At 75.2% G+C, this 17,297-nt stretch carries 12 protein-coding genes, 1 tRNA gene and 1 pseudogene; 9 read left to right on the top strand and 5 right to left on the bottom strand.

All coding sequences use genetic code 11. The annotated features are described in order from the left end of the window. Nucleotides 1-294: 294 nt before the first annotated feature. A complete protein-coding gene (locus tag ACOBQU_RS24665) occupies nt 295-1,908 on the top strand; it encodes a tetratricopeptide repeat protein (RefSeq protein ID WP_423629605.1) in 1,614 nt (537 codons plus the stop codon). Here the strand turns inward: ACOBQU_RS24665 and ACOBQU_RS24660 are convergent. Beyond that, complete coding sequence (locus tag ACOBQU_RS24660) at nt 1,898-2,494, bottom strand: histidine phosphatase family protein (RefSeq protein WP_423629603.1); 597 nt, start codon at nt 2,492-2,494, stop codon at nt 1,898-1,900. The two genes, ACOBQU_RS24665 and ACOBQU_RS24660, sit on opposite strands and share 11 nt — an antisense overlap. Before the next feature lie 251 nt (nt 2,495-2,745). Here ACOBQU_RS24660 and ACOBQU_RS24655 point away from each other — a divergent pair, with 251 nt between their 5' ends. The 7 genes from ACOBQU_RS24655 (at nt 2,746) to ACOBQU_RS24625 (ending at nt 9,353) form a co-directional block, all read left to right on the top strand. Continuing rightward, complete coding sequence (locus ACOBQU_RS24655) at nt 2,746-3,831, top strand: phosphatase PAP2 family protein (protein WP_423629601.1); 1,086 nt, start codon at nt 2,746-2,748, stop codon at nt 3,829-3,831. 16 nt (nt 3,832-3,847) lie between these two features. After that, the gene (locus ACOBQU_RS24650; protein ID WP_423629599.1) at nt 3,848-4,888 is read left to right on the top strand and encodes a hypothetical protein; all 1,041 of its coding nucleotides are present in this window, start codon (nt 3,848-3,850) and stop codon (nt 4,886-4,888) included. Nucleotides 4,889-5,010: 122 nt separating this feature from the next. After that, nucleotides 5,011-6,600 (top strand): hypothetical protein, encoded by a 1,590-nt coding sequence (locus tag ACOBQU_RS24645; protein ID WP_423629598.1) that lies wholly within the window; start codon nt 5,011-5,013, stop codon nt 6,598-6,600. Further along, nucleotides 6,597-7,928: an AAA domain-containing protein gene (locus tag ACOBQU_RS24640; RefSeq protein ID WP_423629596.1), complete on the top strand. Its 1,332-nt coding sequence runs from the start codon at nt 6,597-6,599 to the stop codon at nt 7,926-7,928. Before ACOBQU_RS24645 ends, ACOBQU_RS24640 begins: the two co-directional genes overlap by 4 nt. 276 nt (nt 7,929-8,204) lie before the next feature. Further along, complete coding sequence (locus ACOBQU_RS24635) at nt 8,205-8,564, top strand: hypothetical protein (RefSeq protein WP_423629594.1); 360 nt, start codon at nt 8,205-8,207, stop codon at nt 8,562-8,564. 152 nt (nt 8,565-8,716) lie between these two features. Next, nucleotides 8,717-9,289 carry a bifunctional DNA primase/polymerase gene (locus ACOBQU_RS24630; protein WP_423629592.1) on the top strand — a complete coding sequence of 191 codons (573 nt, stop codon included), beginning with the start codon at nt 8,717-8,719 and terminating at the stop codon, nt 9,287-9,289. Further along, nucleotides 9,280-9,353: transfer RNA gene (locus ACOBQU_RS24625), tRNA-Lys, on the top strand. The genes ACOBQU_RS24630 and ACOBQU_RS24625 overlap by 10 nt, the downstream gene beginning before the upstream one ends. 326 nt (nt 9,354-9,679) lie before the next feature. Here the strand turns inward: ACOBQU_RS24625 and ACOBQU_RS24620 are convergent. Beyond that, complete coding sequence (locus tag ACOBQU_RS24620) at nt 9,680-10,876, bottom strand: M6 family metalloprotease domain-containing protein (RefSeq protein ID WP_423634690.1); 1,197 nt, start codon at nt 10,874-10,876, stop codon at nt 9,680-9,682. 420 nt (nt 10,877-11,296) lie between these two features. Here ACOBQU_RS24620 and ACOBQU_RS24615 point away from each other — a divergent pair, with 420 nt between their 5' ends. Next, nucleotides 11,297-13,189, top strand: a complete 1,893-nt coding sequence (locus tag ACOBQU_RS24615; protein ID WP_423629590.1) for a putative bifunctional diguanylate cyclase/phosphodiesterase — start codon at nt 11,297-11,299, stop codon at nt 13,187-13,189. Between the two features lie 152 nt (nt 13,190-13,341). Here the strand turns inward: ACOBQU_RS24615 and ACOBQU_RS24610 are convergent, their stop codons facing one another. The 3 genes and pseudogenes from ACOBQU_RS24610 to ACOBQU_RS24600 all read right to left on the bottom strand — a co-directional run. Next, nucleotides 13,342-14,457: an LLM class flavin-dependent oxidoreductase gene (locus tag ACOBQU_RS24610; RefSeq protein WP_423629588.1), complete on the bottom strand. Its 1,116-nt coding sequence runs from the start codon at nt 14,455-14,457 to the stop codon at nt 13,342-13,344. 851 nt (nt 14,458-15,308) lie between these two features. Next, nucleotides 15,309-16,049 (bottom strand): maleate cis-trans isomerase family protein, encoded by a 741-nt coding sequence (locus tag ACOBQU_RS24605; protein WP_423629586.1) that lies wholly within the window; start codon nt 16,047-16,049, stop codon nt 15,309-15,311. 157 nt (nt 16,050-16,206) lie between these two features. Further along, a pseudogene (locus tag ACOBQU_RS24600) lies at nt 16,207-16,983 on the bottom strand (maleate cis-trans isomerase family protein); the annotation flags it as partial. Nucleotides 16,984-17,297 lie beyond the last annotated feature (314 nt).

The raw sequence follows: 17,297 nt of genomic DNA, 5'->3' as shown, positions 1-17,297 counted from the left end.
CCGGTCTCCAACAAGGGAACACCTCCTCGCCAGGGCGGAAGCCGCGTTGCTCCCTCTCCGCATGGTTCAACGCCCCACCCCGTCAACGGCTACGGCGCCACGCCGCCGCAAAGGATGGCAGTTCATGGCAGATCGCGGGTGAGATATCCCGTTTGTAGCCAAACCCCGCCTCATCGCGGGGCCGCACCCGGTACGTTCAGCTCCGCTGGAACAGGGTCGGGCCGGGGCGGAGACGGGGCCAGCCCCACGTGGGCCACGGGCTGTCCGGCACGGTCCCGCACGAGAGGAACCGGCATGGCGTCGTCGCCCAGGCAACCGTCGGCATCGTCCACTCCGCCTCCGCGACCGAACCTCGTCTTCCGGCAACTGCGCGGCCAGCGCTCGCCGGGGGAGTTCGCCGCCGCCGTGCGGCGGGCCGCGCGGGAGATCGGCGAGCGCGTGAGCTGCGACGCGCGGTACGTCGGGCGGGTCGAGGCCGGGGAGATCCGCTGCCCCAACTACGCGTACGAGCGGGTGTTCCTGCACATGTTCCCCGGCCGGACGCTGACGGACCTCGGCTTCGCGCCGCGCTCGGCGGTGCGGGGCCGGGCGGCGCGCACGGAGCCGAGGGCGAGCGGCGCCGGGTCCCCCGCCGCCCGGAGGACGGCCCGCGTCCCCCGCGAACAGCTAGACCAGTTTGACCAGTTCGACCACACGGACCAGACGGACCACACGGACCAGACGGGCCACACGGACCAGACAGAACCGCCTGAGGCAAGCGCACTGCCTGACCCCCTTGAACTTGCCCCCCTTGACCCCCATGAACCACTTGCACAGAACGACAGCGACGAGGTGAGCGACGTGCGGCGTCGCGCATTCATGACCAGCGGCACGGTGGCGGCCGCCTCCCTGGGCGCCACCGGGCTCCCCCTGGGAGCCAGTGCCCACGCGGCCACCCGCACCACCGGCCGCGCGCGCCCGGCGGGCCGCGCCGAGGTGCGCGCGGTCGAGGAGGCCGTGCGCCGGATCCGGCTGCTCGACGACCGGCACGGCGCCGACGGCCTCTACCGGCGCGCCGCCGCCCCGCTGCGCACGGCGTACGCGCTCCTCGACGCGGGCACCACGCGGCAGGCGGGGCAGGCGACGGCCGACCGGCTGTACGCGGGCGCCGGTGAACTCGCCATCTCCGTGGGCTGGCTCGCGCACGACTCCGGCCGCTTCGACGACGCCCGCTCGCACTACGCGGAGGCGCTCGCGACCGCCCGCATGTCGGCGGACCCCGCCCTGGAGGCGCACGCCTTCTGCAACACGGCGTTCCTCGCGCGGGACGCGGGGCGCCCGCGCGAGGCGCTGCGGGCCGCGCAGGCAGCCGCCCAGGCCGCGCGGCACCTGGGCTCGCCCCGGTTCCTGTCGCTGATCGCGCTGCGCGAGGCGGGCGGCTGGGCCGGGCTCGGCGACCGCGGCGGCTGCGAGCGGGCGCTGGCCCGCGCGCACGCCCTGTTCGACCAGGGGCCGTGCGACAGCGACCCCGAGTGGATGACCTTCTACGGCCCCGCGGAGCTGGCGGGCCTGGAGGCGCAGTGCTGGTCGGCGCTCGGCCAGTGGGAGCGGGCCGCGCGGCACGCGCACCGCGCCGCGGGCGTGGCGGCGGCGGAGACCCCCCAGTTCACGCGGAACATCGCGCTCTACACCGCGGAACTCGCCGACGACCTCACGCGGGCGGGGCGGCCGGACGAGGCCGCCGACGCGGGCGGGCGGGTGCTGGCCCTCCTCGACGAGGTCCAGTCCTCCCGCATCCAGGGGATGCTGGCGACCACGGCGCGGCTGCTGCTGCCGCACCGGCGGGTCAGGGGCGTCGGGGACTTCCTGCACGCCCACGCCGCCCGCCGCCCCCACCAGGGCGGGCCGGACGGCACGGTCAGGACGTGAGGTGGCCCGTCTCGTTCCAGGACTCGATGGCGGGCTGGCCGTAGGCCCAGCCCAGGGTGGACAGGGACGTGGGGCTGAGGCGGATGCGCGCCGCGAAGTCGATCTCGTAGCCGAGCCAGCGCGCGGCGATCACCCGCAGGATGTGCCCGTGCGCGAAGACGAGCACGTCCCGGTCGGCCTCCCGCGCCCAGGCGACGACCTCGTCGGCGCGCGCCGACACCTGCGCCAGGCTCTCCCCGCCCGGCACCCCGTCGCGCCAGATGAGCCAGCCGGGGCGCACCGCCTGGATGTCGGCGGGCGTGAGGCCGTCGTACGCTCCGTAGTCGAACTCCCTCAGCGCGTCCCACTCGGCGGCCCGGTCGCCGAACCCGGCGAGCTCGCACGTCTCCCGCGCGCGGGAGAGGGGGCTGGTGCGCACCTCCACTCCGGGGAGGCCGTCGTAGGGCGCCCGGTGCAGGCGCTCGCCGAGGAGTTTGGCGCCGCGACGGCCCTCTTCGAGGAGCGGGACGTCGGTCCTGCCGGTGTGCTTTCCGGACAGCGACCACTCGGTCTGTCCATGCCGGGCCAGCAGGATGCGCGGTGCCATGGGGTGCCTTCCAAGGGGGTGCGTAGGGGGCACATAAGGGGATACATGCCAGGACAAAAGGGGACAGTCGCCTGTCCGTTCCCTCCATCATCACTCACCCCGGCCCTGAGCAACCGCGCCGTGGATCTCTGCGTCTATGACCATCAGGGGGATGACTCGTCGGCCTTCGCGTACGCCGTAAAGTGACCCAGCGGCCGTACGCCGCGAGAACTGAGCGGGAACAGCGCGAAATGAGATGGGGGACCCACCGGATGCCGCACACCGAGGCACAGGGCACCGGCAACGGGGGCATATCAGGACACCGCACACCGGGCCTCCGCCCCCGCTGGTGGACGGAGCTGCCGCTGATCCTGCTGGTGTACGGAGCGTATTCGGCGGGGCGGCTGCTCGCCCGCGGTGACGTGACGACCGCCGTGGACCACGGCCTGGCGATCCTGCGCGTCGAGAAGGCCCTCAGCCTCAACCTCGAACACCCGCTGAACCGGCTGTTCACCGCGCACGCCTCGCTCGGCGTCCCCGCCGACTTCTGGTACGCCTCGCTGCACTACCTGGTCACGCCGCTGATCCTGGTGTGGCTGTTCCGCAGCAGGGCCGCGCACTACGCGGCGGCCCGCACCTGGCTGATGGTCTCCACGCTGATCGGCCTGATCGGCTTCTCGCTGCTCCCGACCTGTCCGCCGCGGCTCCTGGACGCCAAGCACGGCTTCGTGGACACCATGGCGCAGTACGCGGACTGGGGCTGGTGGGGCGGCCAGGCCAGCGCCCCGCGCGGGCTCGGCGGCATGACCAACCAGTACGCGGCGATGCCCAGCCTGCACGTCGGCTGGTCGCTGTGGTGCGGCGTGATGCTGTGGCGGTACGGGCGCACGCCGCTGGCGAAGACCGCAGCCGTCGCCTACCCGCTGCTCACCACGATCGTCGTGATGGGCACCGCCAACCACTACTTCCTCGACGCCGCCGCGGGCGTCGCCGTGATGGGCGTGGGCCTGCTCCTGGTCCGCCCGGTGCGGCGGCTCACGGAGCGGGTCAAGGCGCGGCTGCTGCCGCACCTGCCGCAGCGGTTCGCCCGGCCCGGCGGCGCGTCCGGCGACGGCGCCCCGAGCGCGGCGGGCGCCACGGCCGTCCCTTCCGGCGCCCGGGCCTCAGTTGTCAGTGGGGGATGCCAGACTTCCCCGGGTGAGCGAATTCCCCATCAGCGCAAGCTCGGTGCCGAGCCGGGCGCCAAGCCCCGGGGCAGCGGAAAGCCCGGCGGCAAGAAGGGCACCCGCCCCGCCGGACGCGCCGCGGACACCGGCGACGGCGCTGCGCCAGCGGCTCGCGGAGCTGCGCGGACCTGACGTCGCGCCGCAGCCGATGGACGCCCGCGCCCTCGCCGCCCTCGCGGCGAACCCGGGCTGCAGACGGCGCGCGCTCCTGGACGGCGCCGGAGTGCCCAAGGCGGCGCTCGCGGAGTCCCTGGGGGTGCCGTCCGGGTTCGGCCAGTCGCAGTTCGCCTTCATGCGCGGGCACGCCTTCGAGGCGCGGGTCACCCGGGACGGCGGCGCGGAGCTGCTGCGCCTGACGCACGCGTGCCTGGGCGGCGGCCCCGAGCCCGCGCCCGGCGACGCGCGCACCCCCGACCTGTCGGCGGCGGGCCCCGAGGGCCGCGTGGCCCGCACGGCGCTCGCCCTGCGCGAGGCCGCCGACGCCGGTGCCTGGACGCTCCTGGACCACCCGATGCTGGCCCTGGACGTCGCGGGCACGCCCGCGTTCCTGGAGCCGGACGCGGTGGTCGTCGCCCCGGACGGCACGTGGACGGTCGTCGAGATCAAGTCGTTCCCGATGATCGACGGCGCGGCGGACCCGGCGAAGGTGGGCGCCGCCGCCCGCCAGGCCGCGGTGTACGCGCTCGCCCTCGCCGACGTCGCGGCCGGGCTCGACCCGGCGCCGACGGTCCGCGACCGGGTGCTCCTGGTGTGCCCCAAGGACTTCTCGAACCTGCCGACGGCCGCCGCGGTGGACATCCGCAAGCAGCTCTCCGTCACCCGCCGCCAGCTCGCCCGGCTCGACCGCGTCGAGGACATCGCGGCGTCCCTGCCGCCGGGCACGACGTTCGACGTCACCCGCCCCGCCGCCGAGCTGACCGCCGCGGTCGACGCGGTCCCCGCGACGTACGCCCCGGAGTGCCTGGCCGCCTGCGAGCTGGCCTTCCACTGCCGGGCGCGCTCCCGGGCGCGGGGCGAGGTCACGGCGCTCGGGCGGCCGCTGCGGGCGGAGCTGGGCGCGCTGAGCACGGTGCCGCAGGCCCTGGCGGCCGCGCGGGGCGAGGCCGGTGACCCCGAGGACCCGGCGGTGGCGGCGCTGCGCCGGGCCGGTGCGCTGCGCGCCGAGGCGCTGGCGGGGAGGTCCGCGTGATGCCCTCGCGGGGGCGCCGCAGGCCCGCCCCTTCACCGGAGCCAGGGGCTGCCGCCCCCGGCACCCCGCTCTCATCGGCGCTTCGCGCCTCGTCCCCACACGCCGGACGGGCTGAATAACCCATGACGCTGATCGACAATCTGGCCCGCCTGGAGGCCTCCGCCACCGGCCGGGCACAGCCCCGGGCCACCGTGCGGCACCGGCACCTCTCCCAGCGGCCCCTGGTCTTCGTACCGCTGACCACGGCGGGAGAGGCGGGTGCCCCTCTGGGGGCGCTGATCGGTACGGAGCGCACCTCCCCGCGGCTGCTGGTCGTCCCCCAGCCCCGCGACCGCGACCTGCGCTTCGCGTTCCTCGCCGACCTGGCCGACACGCTGCTCCCGTACGTGGAGTCGTACGCGGACGACGTGGAGGCGACCGAGCGCACGGAGACCGACCCGGAGACCGGCAAGCGCGTCAAGGTCGAGGCGGAGCTGTGCGCGGACGCGCCGCAGATCATCGTGCCGAGCCGCGCGGGCATCGAGTTCGTCCGCCTGCTCGGCCGCTCGATGCGGTTCCGCCGCACCGCCGAGGACGACCCCGAAACGCCGCATCCGGCGCCGCCCCGCGTCCCGCTGCTCGGCCGCTGGCTGACGCACTACGCGGAGCGCTCCCGGGTGCCCGGCTCCGCGCTGCTGCTGGCGATGACGGACCTGCTGTCGCGGCACTGGGCGACGGGCCAGTCCAGCCTGGAGGAGCAGCACCTGGGGGCGCTGCTGGCGTGGATCGAGGCCCCCGAGGGCACGTCGGGGGCCGAGGCGGCGCTGCGCGCGGAGACGGCCCGGGACGCCGCGGGGCAACTCCTCTGCCCGCCCGCGGGCCCGGCCACCGACCCCGCGTTCGACAACGACCTGCTCGCCCCCGCGATCGAGGCCTACGACCGGGCGCGCACCGCGCTGGCCGCCGCCGAGGACGGCGAGACGGCCGACGCCCGGCTCGCCGCGCTCACCGCGGCCGAGCGGGAGATCCGCGCCCTGGTCGACAGCCGCACCCGGCCCACGTGGGACGCGGTGTGGCGGGGCCTGGACGCGCTGTGCACGCTGCCCGAGGCGGCGCACGCGGCGGACCGCTGGCGCGGCGACCGCTGGTCGTTCACCGCGCACCGGGACCGCGTCGCCGCCGGTGAGCCGCCGCAGCCGCGCCGCGACGACGCGGTGACCGCGGCGAACAAGCTGGCGACGCGCGAGCGCGAGCAGGCCCGCCTCGACGCCCAGGAGGCCCTGGACGACCCGCTGGTCATGGCCGGGCGGCGCCTCGCGGGCGAGGCCTTCGCCGGGGAGGTCACGGAGGTCGTCATGGCGTACGGCGAGGGCCGCTCGCCGCGCCCCCGCCCGCTGCTCACGGTGCGCACCGCCGACCGGCCGCACCTGGAGGAGGGCACGCGGGTGTACCGCTCCCTGGACGGCAAGGCGCAGTCCGCGCAGCTCGTGGCGTACGACGGGCAGGGCGAGCTGGTGCTGCGGGTCCTGGACAAGATGGGCCGCGGCAAGGAGCCCGACGCGGGGTCCGTGCCCGAGCCGGGCGACCGGATCTGCTTCACGCTCTTCGAGCACGAGCAGCGCGGCGGCCCCAAGCTGCCCGCCCCGGAGGACACCCCGTGGACGCACGGCGGCCCGCCCGACCCGGCCGCCACCGAGAGCCCCGACCCCGTGACCGCGGAGGACGCCCTGTGACGACCCCGTTCGACCCGGCAGCGGCGGCGGCCGAGGCCACCGACGCGATCCTGCGCGACACGCTGCACGGACCGCACCGCGGCGTCGTCGTGGACTCGCCGCCCGGCGCGGGCAAGTCGACGCTCGTGGTGCGCGCCGCCCGGGAGCTGGCCGCGGCCGGGCGGCCCCTGATGGTGGTCGCGCAGACCAACGCCCAGGTCGACGACCTGGTGCTGCGCCTCGCCGCCAAGGACCCGGACCTGCCGGTGGGCCGTCTGCACAGCAGCGACTCCGACGCGTACGACAAGGCGCTGGACGCCCTGCCGAACGTGAGGAAGTCCGCCAAGGCCGCCGACCTCGCGGGCCTCGACGTGGTCGTGTCCACGGCCGCGAAGTGGGCGCACGTGCGGGGCGTCGAGCCGTGGGGGCACGCCATCGTCGACGAGGCGTACCAGATGCGGTCCGACGGGCTGCTCGCCGTGGCGGGGCTGTTCGAGCGGGCGCTGTTCGTGGGCGACCCGGGGCAGCTCGACCCGTTCGCGATCGCGGAGGCCGACCAGTGGGCGGGCCTCGCCTACGACCCCTCGGCGAGCGCCGTGAGCACGCTGCTCGCGCACAACCCCACCCTGCCGCAGCACCGGCTCCCGGTGTCCTGGCGGCTGCCCGCGTCGGCGGCGCCGCTGGTGTCCGCCGCGTTCTACCCGTACACGCCGTTCCGCAGCGGCACCGGCCACGGGGACCGGACGCTCGCCTTCGCCGTGCCGTCCGACGGCTCCGGGGCCGACCGGGTCATCGACGAGGCCGCCGCCACCGGGTGGGGCCTGCTGGAGCTGCCCGCGCGGCACACGCCCCGCACCGACCCGGAGGCGGTGCGGGCCGTCGCCCAGGTGGTGCGGCGGCTCCTCGACCGCGGGGGTGCCGCCGCCTCCGAGCAGGCCGCCGATCCCGTGCCGCTCACCGCCGCGCGGGTGGCCGTGGGCACCGCGCACCGGGATCAGGCCGCGGCCGTGCGGGCGGCGCTCGCGGACCTCGGGGTGGCGGGGGTGACCGTGGACACCGCGAACCGGCTCCAGGGGCGGGAGTTCGACGTGACCGTCGTGCTGCACCCGCTGTCGGGGCGGCCCGACGCCACCGCGTTCCACCTGGAGACGGGGCGGCTGTGCGTGCTCCTGTCCCGGCATCGGCACGCGTGCGTCGTGGTGTGCCGGGCGGGGGTGGACTCGCTGCTCGATGACCATCCGTCGGCGGAGCCGGTGCCGTTGGGGGTGACGGTGAAGTTCCCTGACGGGTGGGACGCGATGATGACGACGTGGGACCACCTGGCGGCGCACCGGGTGCGGGCGCGCTAGCCCTGCCGGGTGGCCCCACCCCCGTTCATCGCCGCTCCGCGGCTCGTCCTCAAACGCCGGACGGGCTTATTTCTCCCGGCGGGCCACCGAACGCCGACGACGGCGAGCACCGCGGGGTCCAGCCCGTCCGGCGTTTGAGGACGAGGCGCGGAGCGCCGATCGGGGGCGGGGGTGCTAGGGGGTGCAACCCCCTGGTTCGGGAAGGGGCGGGTCTGGGGCGCTCCCGCGGGGGAAGGGACAATGGCGGCACGTGGCGTACGAGGGAAGGAACTGGAGATGGCGGAACCCGGAGCACAGGGCAAGCGCATGCGTCCCGCCCCGCTGCTCTTCGAACCCGTGGACGCCACCGCCGACCCGGAGCACTTCTTCGACCTGGAGTCCATCGAGGACCCGCACGAACTGCTGACCCGGGCGACCGAACTGACCCAGGCGTTCCGCGCCGCGACGGACCGCTCCATGGAGTTCCAGGCCATCGCGGCCGCCCAGCTCGCCGACCCGCGCCGGTTCGACCGGCTGACCCTGGCGGCCATCGCCGAACGCGCCCAGTGGACCGAGGACTACGCCAACAAGATGGTGGAGTTCGGGCGGGACCTGCTGCGCGGCGGGGCCGAGGGGCGCCCGGACCTGGCCCCGTAAGACCGCAGGACCCGCAGGCGCCGCAAGGCCCGTGGCGCCGTAAGGCCCAGTGGCATATGCCGGGGGGCACGGTAGCGGAGACAGAGGCGCCCTGTCCCCGTTTTCGGCAACTCTGGGGAACGGGGCGCTCACCATGGGTACATCTGGTCGCCATGAGCATTCCACTCCCCCACACCAGCGCGCGCCCCGCCACCGACGTCACGCCCGAGGGGGCCGCCTGGCTCGCGTCCGCCGAAACGTATCCGCGGGGACTGCTCACCGACTGGCGGGCCCGCCCCACCGTGCCCGCCGTCCTGCCCTGCGGGACCGTGTTCGACGTGGTGAGCGTGCCCATCGTGTTCGGGCGGCGGATGGTCGACCGGCTCTGGCAGGAGGGGCCGGGCTCGGGCCCCGTCGCCACCTGCCGGGGGCGGGTGCTGCTGTTCGCCGCGCCGGGCACCGCCCAGCGCCTGCCGTCCCTGCTGGAGTGGGAGGAGTGGGGCGCCGCCGTGCCGTCCCTGCTCTGCCACGGCCCCGGGGACGCCGTCACGGTGCCGCCGCTGGCCCGGGAAACCGGCGGTGACCAGCGGCTCGGCACGCGCTGGCTCGTCGCCCCCGACACGCGAAGCCCCTGGCTGCCGGGCCCGGACGTGGTGCTGTGGGCGTGCGTGCGGGCGGCCCGGCTATCGATTTTTCCTGACGGCGATCGTGATGCTAAGGTCTACGACGTCAGCAGGCGCCGCTAGCTCAGTTGGTTAGAGCAGCTGACTCTTAATCAGCGGGTCCGGGGTTCGAGTCCCTGGCGGCGCACGATGGCGATGGCGACCCATGTCCACGGAACGCGTGGACCGGGGTCGCCATCGTTGTTTTTGCGCGGCTTCGCCGCGCTTTGTGGGGGCTTCGCCACCCACACCCCCCTTTTGCGGCGGTCAGGGCGGCCCGAAGGGATGGTGCTGCCGCCAGGCCCTGGGGGCACGCCGAGGGCAGCGTGACCGTCCACGCCCCGAAAGGGATGGTGCTCCCACGAGCACAGGTCGGCTGGCAGGCCCTCAGGTCACGCCGAAGGCAGCGTGACCGTCCACGCCCCGAAAGGGATGGTGCTCCCGCGAGCACAGGGCGGCTGGCGGGCCCTCAGGTCACGCCGAGGTCAGCGTGACCGTCCACGCGCCGGAGGCCGTCCGGGACTCCACCTCCACGCGGACGCCCGTGCCCGGGACCGTGAAGCGCTCCCCCACCCGCACCGGCGCGTCCGCGAGCGGCGGGTAGACCGAGTCGTCCCGGCAGGACGCCGAGCGCGGATGGGCGTCGACCACCTCGACGGGCCCCCGCCCGGAGGGCGTCTCATTGCGGACGCGGTAGACGAGGACGCCCGCCGTGCAGGTCGCGCGGTCGTTGCCCAGGGGCCCCCGGGCCTCGATGACCACGGCGCTGCCCCGGCCCGTGCGGACCACCGCCAGCTTCGTGCCGCCGACGCCGCGGCGCGCGGGCGAGGCCGACAGCGGGTCCAGGGTCAGCCGCCGCGCCCCGCCCCGCACACAGACCACCTGCCGCGCATCCAGCCAGCCCAGCTTCCACTTGTGCCAGCCGAACAAGTCGGGGGCCAGACCGAACTGGCTGCCCATGACGTCCCAGTCGCCGACGTGCGTGTCCCAGTCGCCCTTGCCGTCGGTGGGGCGGTGGTAGAGATCCGGCAGGTCGAAGACGTGGCCGGTCTCATGGGCGAGGACGTTGCGGTCCGGCGGATGGCGCTCGAAGACGGTGACGACGCGCCGCAGACCCGTACCGTCCGCGCGCAGCGGGCGGTCGAAGTTCACCACCTTCGTCGCGTCCGAGTTCACTCCCGGCGCGTCCGGATCCGCGACGAAGTACACGATGTCGTACGCGGAGAAGTCGACGTGCGGATCGGCGGCGGCCAGCGCGTCGCGCAGATAGGCGCCCCGCAGCCGGGGGTGCCAGTCGCGCTCTATGGCGTACGCCGTGGAGGCACGCGGCATCCGGATCCACTCGGACCGGGGATGCGCCCGCAACCGGAACCGCCCGTACGAGGCACGCTCGAAGAAGTCGCTGGTGGCCGGGAAGTGGTCGGCGGCCAGCTCGGCCGGGGAGGTCAGCGGCGGCGCGTCCGGGAAGGACAGGAAGACGAGCACCGCGTCGAGAGGCCGGGTGGGCCGCGGATACGCGGCGTTCCAGGTGTCGAGCCCCTCCGAGTGGTGCGCGGAGGTGCGGCGCAGCGCGCACGGACCCGCCTCGCCGTGGGCGATCGCGGGGCCCGCCACCAGCGACGTGGCCGTGAACGCGGTGAGCCCGGTGAACAGGGCCGCCGCGCTGCGCAGGCGCCGCCGCTCCCCTCCACGGGTGAGCCTCCAAGGGGGAGCTGACGCCCCACGTCCACCTCCGGATGCGGAATGCGAGAGATCCCACCCACCTTGTGTTGGTTTAGTGAAGTTCGCCCAGTCTGTCTGACCCGAGTGAGTGAGAACGGTCAGAGAGGCGACACTCCGAGCGCTCACTGAGGGTCACAAGCGGTCGGAGCGCAGAGAAAGCCGGGCAGGGCCGAGCAGAAACGATCTGGCGGGGGCTCCCGGGCCCGGTACCGGCGCGAATGCGGCTGGAGGCACCGCGTACCAGCCTCTATGATCGGCACACTTTCCCGGCCCCACCGGCCGCCCGCCAGCGGCCGGTCGCCTCCCCAGACCCGCCAGGACCCGGGGCCCCATCGACCTGCTCGACCAACTGCACTGCGGGAGCAAGCGGTGAACGGAACGTCTGAAGGGCCGACGTCGACAGCAGCACCCGACCGCACCCGGCCTGCCGTCACGGAAAGTGACCAGGCCCGTCCGGTCGGGCGGCACTCCCCCGCCGACTACCGCGCCGCCTTCGCCGCGGCCCCCCTGCCGCTGGCCGTCGTGGACCGCGAGGGCCTGGTCGTCTGCGCCAACGACGCGTTCGCCGCGCTGGCGGGCGCCGCCCCCGCCGACCTGGCCGGGCGGGTCGCCGCCGACCTGGTGGACCTGGCGTCGGACACCCGCACCTGGCACGCGTACCGCGAGGTGCTCCGCGGCCGCCAGGCCAAGCTGCGCTGCACCCGCCGTCTGAAGCACCCCGACGGGCACTCCCTGTGGACCCAGGTGACGGTCTCGCCGCTGCCGGGCCGCGAGGAGGCGGCGGGGCGCGAGGCGTGGGCCGGGGCGGGCGCCGTGCTGCTCGCCGCCGCCGACATCAGCGCCCGGCGCGACCTCCAGGCCCGGCTGCGCCACCTCCAGATGCACGACCCGGTGACCCGCCTGCCCAACCGCGCCCTGTTCTTCGAGCGGCTCGCCTCCGCGCTGGAGGCGGGCGCCTACGACGACACCAGCACCGGCCGGGTCGGCCTGTGCTACCTGGACCTCGACGGCTTCAAGGCGGTTAACGACACGCTCGGGCACCGCGTCGGCGACCGGCTGCTCGCCGCCGTCGGCGAGCGGCTCACCGCCTGCGCCGACCGGGCCGCGTACGGCAGGGCGTCGGCGCCGCTGGTCGCGCGGCTCGGCGGGGACGAGTTCGCGCTGCTCGTGGAGGACTCCACCGGCACCGACCAGCTCGCGGAGCTGGCCGACGCGACCCTGAAGGCCCTCCAGGAGCCCTTCGACCTGTCCGGGCAGCGCCTGTCCCTGTCGGCCTCCATCGGCGTCGTCGAGCGGCGCGCCGCCGGGACCACCACGACGGGCCTGATGCAGGCCGCCGACACCACGCTGTACTGGGCGAAGACCGACGGCAAGGCCCGCTGGACCCTGTTCGACCCCGAGCGCAACGCGCACCGCATGACCCGCCAGGCCCTGGCCAGCTCGCTGCGGCCCGCCGTGGAGCGGGACGAGTTCGTCCTCGAGTACCAGCCGCTGGTGAGCCTGGAGGACGGCGGGCTCAAGGGCGTGGAGGCGCTGGTGCGGTGGGACCATCCGCAGTTCGGGCTGCTCACGCCGAATCGGTTCATCGGACTTGCTGAAGAAGACGGCTCGATCGTGCAGCTGGGCCGCTGGGTGCTGCGCGCGGCCTGTCTCCAGGCGCGCCACTGGCAGCTCGAACACCCGGACAGGGAGCCGCTGTTCGTGAGCGTGAACGTCGCCGTGCGGCAGGTCTGGGACTCCGACCTGGTCGCGGACGTCGCGGAGATCCTCGCCGAGACCGGCCTCGCGCCCCGGCTGCTCCAGCTGGAGCTGACCGAGTCCGCCGTCATGGGCTCCGCCGGGCGCCCGCTCCAGGCCCTCCAGGCCCTCAGCGACATGGGCGTGCGCATCGCCATCGACGACTTCGGCACCGGCTACTCCAACCTCGCCTACCTCAGCCGTCTGCCGGTGTCCGTCCTGAAGCTGGACGGTTCCTTCGTACGGGGCTTCCAGTACGAGGAGGCCGACGGGCACGTCAACCCCGCCGACGAGGTGATCGTCGAGGCCCTGGTGCGGCTCGCGCACCGGCTGGGCCTGACCGTCACCGCGGAGTGCGTGGAGACCGCCGAGCAGGCGGCGCGGCTGCGCGGCATCGGCTGCGACACCGGGCAGGGGTGGCTGTACTCACGGGCGGTGGCGGCGGATCGTATCTCCGTGCTGATCGAGGACGCGCTGGACTTCCCGGCGGAGGTCACGGCGCTGCCGGAGAGCGGCGCGGCGTAGCGGGCGCGGGCGCCGGGCGCGGGCGCCTGGCGTGGGGCGGCTGGCGTGGGGCGGCTGGCCTGGGGCGGCTGGCCTGGGGCGGCTTGCGTGGGGGATGGCGCCGCCCCCACCCCCGTCGGGAGCGGCGCCCGCTCCCACTGGTGCGCTGGCCGTCAGGGCGCCTTCGGCAGGCCGTAGGCGTCCGCGATGAGTTCGTAGCTGCGCAGGCGCACGGCGCCGGTGTGGGCGTTGGCCGTGAGCATCAGCTCGTCGGCGCCGGTGCGCTTGGCGAGGTCGTCGAGGCCCGCGCGGACCTGGTCGGCGGTGCCGTGGACGACGTTGCTGTTCCAGTTCGTGACGAAGTCCCGCTCCACGTCGGTGAACCGGTGGGCCTCGGCCTCCTCCGGGGTGGGTACGAGGCCCGGGCGGCCGGTGCGCAGCCGGATCATGTTGAGCGCGGCGGCCCTGACCTGGCGGCGGGCCTCCTCCTCGTCGTCCGTGGCGAGCGCGGAGACGCCGATGACGGCGTACGGAGCGGAGAGCACGGCCGAGGGGCGGAACGACTCGCGGTACAGGTCGAGCGCCGGAAGCGTGTTCTGCGCGGAGAAGTGGTGCGCGAACGCGAAGGGCAGGCCGAGGGTCCCGGCGAGGCGGGCGCTGAAGCCGGACGAGCCGAGCAGCCAGATCGGCGGGCGGCGCGTCGACTGGACGCCGCCGGGGGACGTGGCCTGCACGGGGCCGGGGACGGCGTGGATGCGGGCGTAGGGGTGGCCGTCGGGGAAGTCGTCGTCCAGGAAGCGGGTCAGCTCCGCGAGCTGCTGGGGGAATTCGTCGGCGCCCTCGTGCAGGCGGTCCGTGCGGCGCAGGGCGGCCGCGGTGGCGCCGTCGGTGCCGGGGGCCCGGCCGAGGCCGAGGTCCACGCGGCCGGGGGCCAGGGCCTCCAGGGTGCCGAACTGCTCCGCGATGACCAGCGGGGCGTGGTTGGGCAGCATGACGCCGCCTGAGCCCAGGCGGATGCGGGTCGTGTGGGCGGCCAGGTGGGCGAGGATCACCGCCGGGGAGGAGGAGGCGACGCCCGGCATGGAGTGGTGCTCGGCCACCCAGTGGCGGTGGTAGCCGCGGGACTCCGCGAGCCTGGTCAGCTCGACGGAGGTGCGCAGGGCGTCGGTGGCCGTGGTGCCGGAGCCGACCGTCACCAGGTCCAGGACGGAGAGGGGGGTGGGGGCCGTGCCGTGCCTGCGGCCGCGGATGTCCTCTTCGGCTGGGGGGTGTTCGCCTCGCGTGGTCACGCGGTGCCTCCTGGGTTCGCCGTGCGTCTTGGCCTGCCGCCTCGCCTTAACAGGAGGTCGTCTCCGGTTATTCCCTCCGGGGTCTGGCGGTGCCCTGGGCCGCCCCCGCCCACCCGCCCGCCCGTGACCGGCTGCCCTGGGCGGGCGCCCGTCGCGGTGGCTGAGCGCCGTCGGCGACTGCCGCTGCGTGGGGGCTTCTCTCTCCCACCCGCCCGCCCGTTGCTGCCTGCCCCAGGCCGACGCCCCTCTCGACGGCTGAACACCGTGGGCGACTGCCGCTCCGTGGGGGCTTTTCTCTCCCACCCGCCCACCCGTGACCGCCCACCCCAGGCCGACGCCCCTCTCGATGGCTGGGCGCCGTTGGCGGCTGGCGGTGCGTGGGGCGATTCTTTCCCACCCGCCCACCCGTTGCTGCCCGATACGGGTGGGCGCTCCTCGTGTGGGCTGGGCGCCGTTGGCGGGTGCGGGTTGTCGGCGCGGTGGCCGCGACGGACCGGCGGACGCCGACGGCGGGCAGGCCCCACGAGGGGCGTCGGCCTGAGGGCGGCGGTCATGGGTGGGCGGGTGGGAGAAGCAAGCCCCGCGCAGCGGCAGACGCCGACGGCGCAGCAGTCCCACCAGGGGCGGTCACCTGGCGCGGGCAGTCACGGGCGGGCGGGTGGGAGAAGCAAGCCTCGCGCAGCGGCAGGGGCCGCCAGGGGCGGTCGCCTGGGGCAGGTGGGCACGGGTGGGCGGGTGGGTGGGGGCGGCAGGTGTTGACGGTGGGCAGGGGGCGCCGGGGGCGGTCACCCTGCGGCGGGTGGGGAGGCGTGGTCGCCGCGGGTGGTGGAGGGCGCGCCCGCTTGGGGGAGTCAGTCCGTGGGGGCCTGGACTACTGGCTGGCGGGTGAAGAGGGCGCCCAGCGTAGGGGCGTTGACACGGCGGGAGGCCAGGCGCAGGGCCTCCCAGGCGGTGACCTGGTTGGCGGTCAGGACCGGCTTGCCGAGTTCACCCTCCAGTTCCTGGACGTACGCGGCGGTGTGCAGCGCGGTGTCCGGGAGAAGGAGGGCCTGCGCCTCGGGGTGGTCGCCCTCACGGGCCAGGGCCAGGACCTCGTCGCGGCCCCATGTGCCCACCTCCGCGGCCGTGATGATGCCGCTGCCGCGGGAGGAGACGACAGAGATCCCCGCGGCGGAGAGGAAGGCGGCGAAGTGGCCCGCCACGTCCTCGGGGTACGTCGCGGCGACCGCCACCCGGGCCGCCCCCACCTCCCGTACCGCGTGGACGAAGGCGAAGGACGTCGACGACGCGGGCAGCCCGGCCGCGCGGGCGAGCGCGCGCACCTGGTCGTGGGCGCCCTCCCACCCGTACACGAAGCTCCCGCTCGTGCACGCCCAGACGACGGCCTCCGCCCCGGTGAGCCGCAGCTCCTCGACCCCGGCGGCGAGCCGCGCGGGCGCGCCCATCTCCAGGAGGGCGTCCACGCGGTGCGCGTCCTCGCCGATGTCCGTGTGGACGACCTGGAGGCGGATGTCGGAGCCGAGGAGCTGTTCCATGCGGGGGTAGTCGTCCTCGGCGGAGTGGCCGGGATAGAGGAATCCGAGTGCGGTCAAGTCCAGCCTCCTTCAGCGGCGGGGCCCGCGGGTTCGGGGCCCGCGGGCGGCGGGTCGGGCAGGCCCTCGGTCGGCGCCGCCGCGGGCGGCGGCACCGGCGCGGACGGCACCGGCGGCACTGGCGGCACCGCCGGATCGAGCCGGTCCGGGCCGAGCGCGGCCAGGTCGGCCGCCCCGGCCGCGCGCCCGCGTCGACCAGCGCCTGGTAGGGCCCTACGGCACGCGTACCCAGCCGTCGCAGCGCCGACCACATCGTCACCTGGTTCGCCGAGAGCACCGGCACCCTCAGCTCCGCCTCCAGTTGCGGGATCACGTCGTACGTGGGCAGGTTGGTGCAGCTGATGAACAGCGCGTCGACCGAGCCGCGCACCGCCCGCCGCGCCATGTCCGCGACATCCCGGTACGACACCTTCCAGATGTGCCGGGTGAGCCCCAGATAGGCGCGGCCCACGACCGCCACGTCCGCCTCGGCCAGGTACTCCTCCAGGGCGTGGGTCACCGACCAGGTGTAGGGCGTGACGAGCGCGACGCGGGTCGCGGCCAGTTCGGCGAGCGCTTCGAGGAGCGCCCCCGACGTGGTCACGGACGGCACCGCGCCCTCGCGGGCCATGGCCGCGCACATGGCCCGCTCGCCCGACCGGCCGTCGACGAAGCTGCCGGACGTGCAGGCGTACGCGAGGACCTCCGGCTCGGCGGCCGACAGCGCGCGCACGGCCTCGGCGAGCGTCTCGTGCTCGCTGACCAGGCGCGCCAGGTCCAGGCTGACCTCGACGGGCACGTACGGGGTACGCGTCAGGTGCAGCGAGATCTCGTCCGGGACCCAGCGCCACAGCTCGCGGTCGAGGGCGAAGTCGAACGGGGCGACGACGCCGACGCCGCGCTGCGGCTGGGGTCCCTGGAACATCGAGTACGCGGAGAAGGAAGTGACGTCCATGAGCGGGCCCTTTTGATCGTGCGAGTGTGACCGTGCGAGCGGGAACAGGCCCGGCCTGGGGCCGGAAGTGGTGCGCGGCGGCGACGCGCCGGGACGTCGGGACGGGGACGCGGGAACTCCCGCGGGGCGCTCCGCGCCGGTTCGTACGGATCGCCGTACGGGTCGTCGTGCGGATCGCCGTACAGGCCGTCGTACGGGTCGTCGTGCGGACCCGCGTACGGGTTCACCGGTTCGGTTCGGTGCGGTGCGGTGCGGTGTGTTCTGGTGCGGTGCGGTTCGCTGCGTGTGCTGGTCCGCGTGCGGAGTCGGGTACG

Origin of the sequence: Streptomyces sp. G45, assembly GCF_049542095.1 — a bacterium.
In the GTDB taxonomy this organism is placed as follows: domain Bacteria; phylum Actinomycetota; class Actinomycetes; order Streptomycetales; family Streptomycetaceae; genus Streptomyces.
Note: the sequence above shows the minus strand (reverse complement) of the source record. Positions and strands in the feature narration are given on the sequence as shown.

Coding starts and splice junctions, on each gene's coding strand:
- ACOBQU_RS24665 (WP_423629605.1), top strand. CDS start 295: ATGGCGTCGTCGCCCAGGCAACCGTCGGCATCGTCCACTCCGCCTCCG.
- ACOBQU_RS24660 (WP_423629603.1), bottom strand. CDS start 2,494: ATGGCACCGCGCATCCTGCTGGCCCGGCATGGACAGACCGAGTGGTCG.
- ACOBQU_RS24655 (WP_423629601.1), top strand. CDS start 2,746: ATGCCGCACACCGAGGCACAGGGCACCGGCAACGGGGGCATATCAGGA.
- ACOBQU_RS24650 (WP_423629599.1), top strand. CDS start 3,848: ATGGACGCCCGCGCCCTCGCCGCCCTCGCGGCGAACCCGGGCTGCAGA.
- ACOBQU_RS24645 (WP_423629598.1), top strand. CDS start 5,011: ATGACGCTGATCGACAATCTGGCCCGCCTGGAGGCCTCCGCCACCGGC.
- ACOBQU_RS24635 (WP_423629594.1), top strand. CDS start 8,205: ATGGCGGAACCCGGAGCACAGGGCAAGCGCATGCGTCCCGCCCCGCTG.
- ACOBQU_RS24630 (WP_423629592.1), top strand. CDS start 8,717: ATGAGCATTCCACTCCCCCACACCAGCGCGCGCCCCGCCACCGACGTC.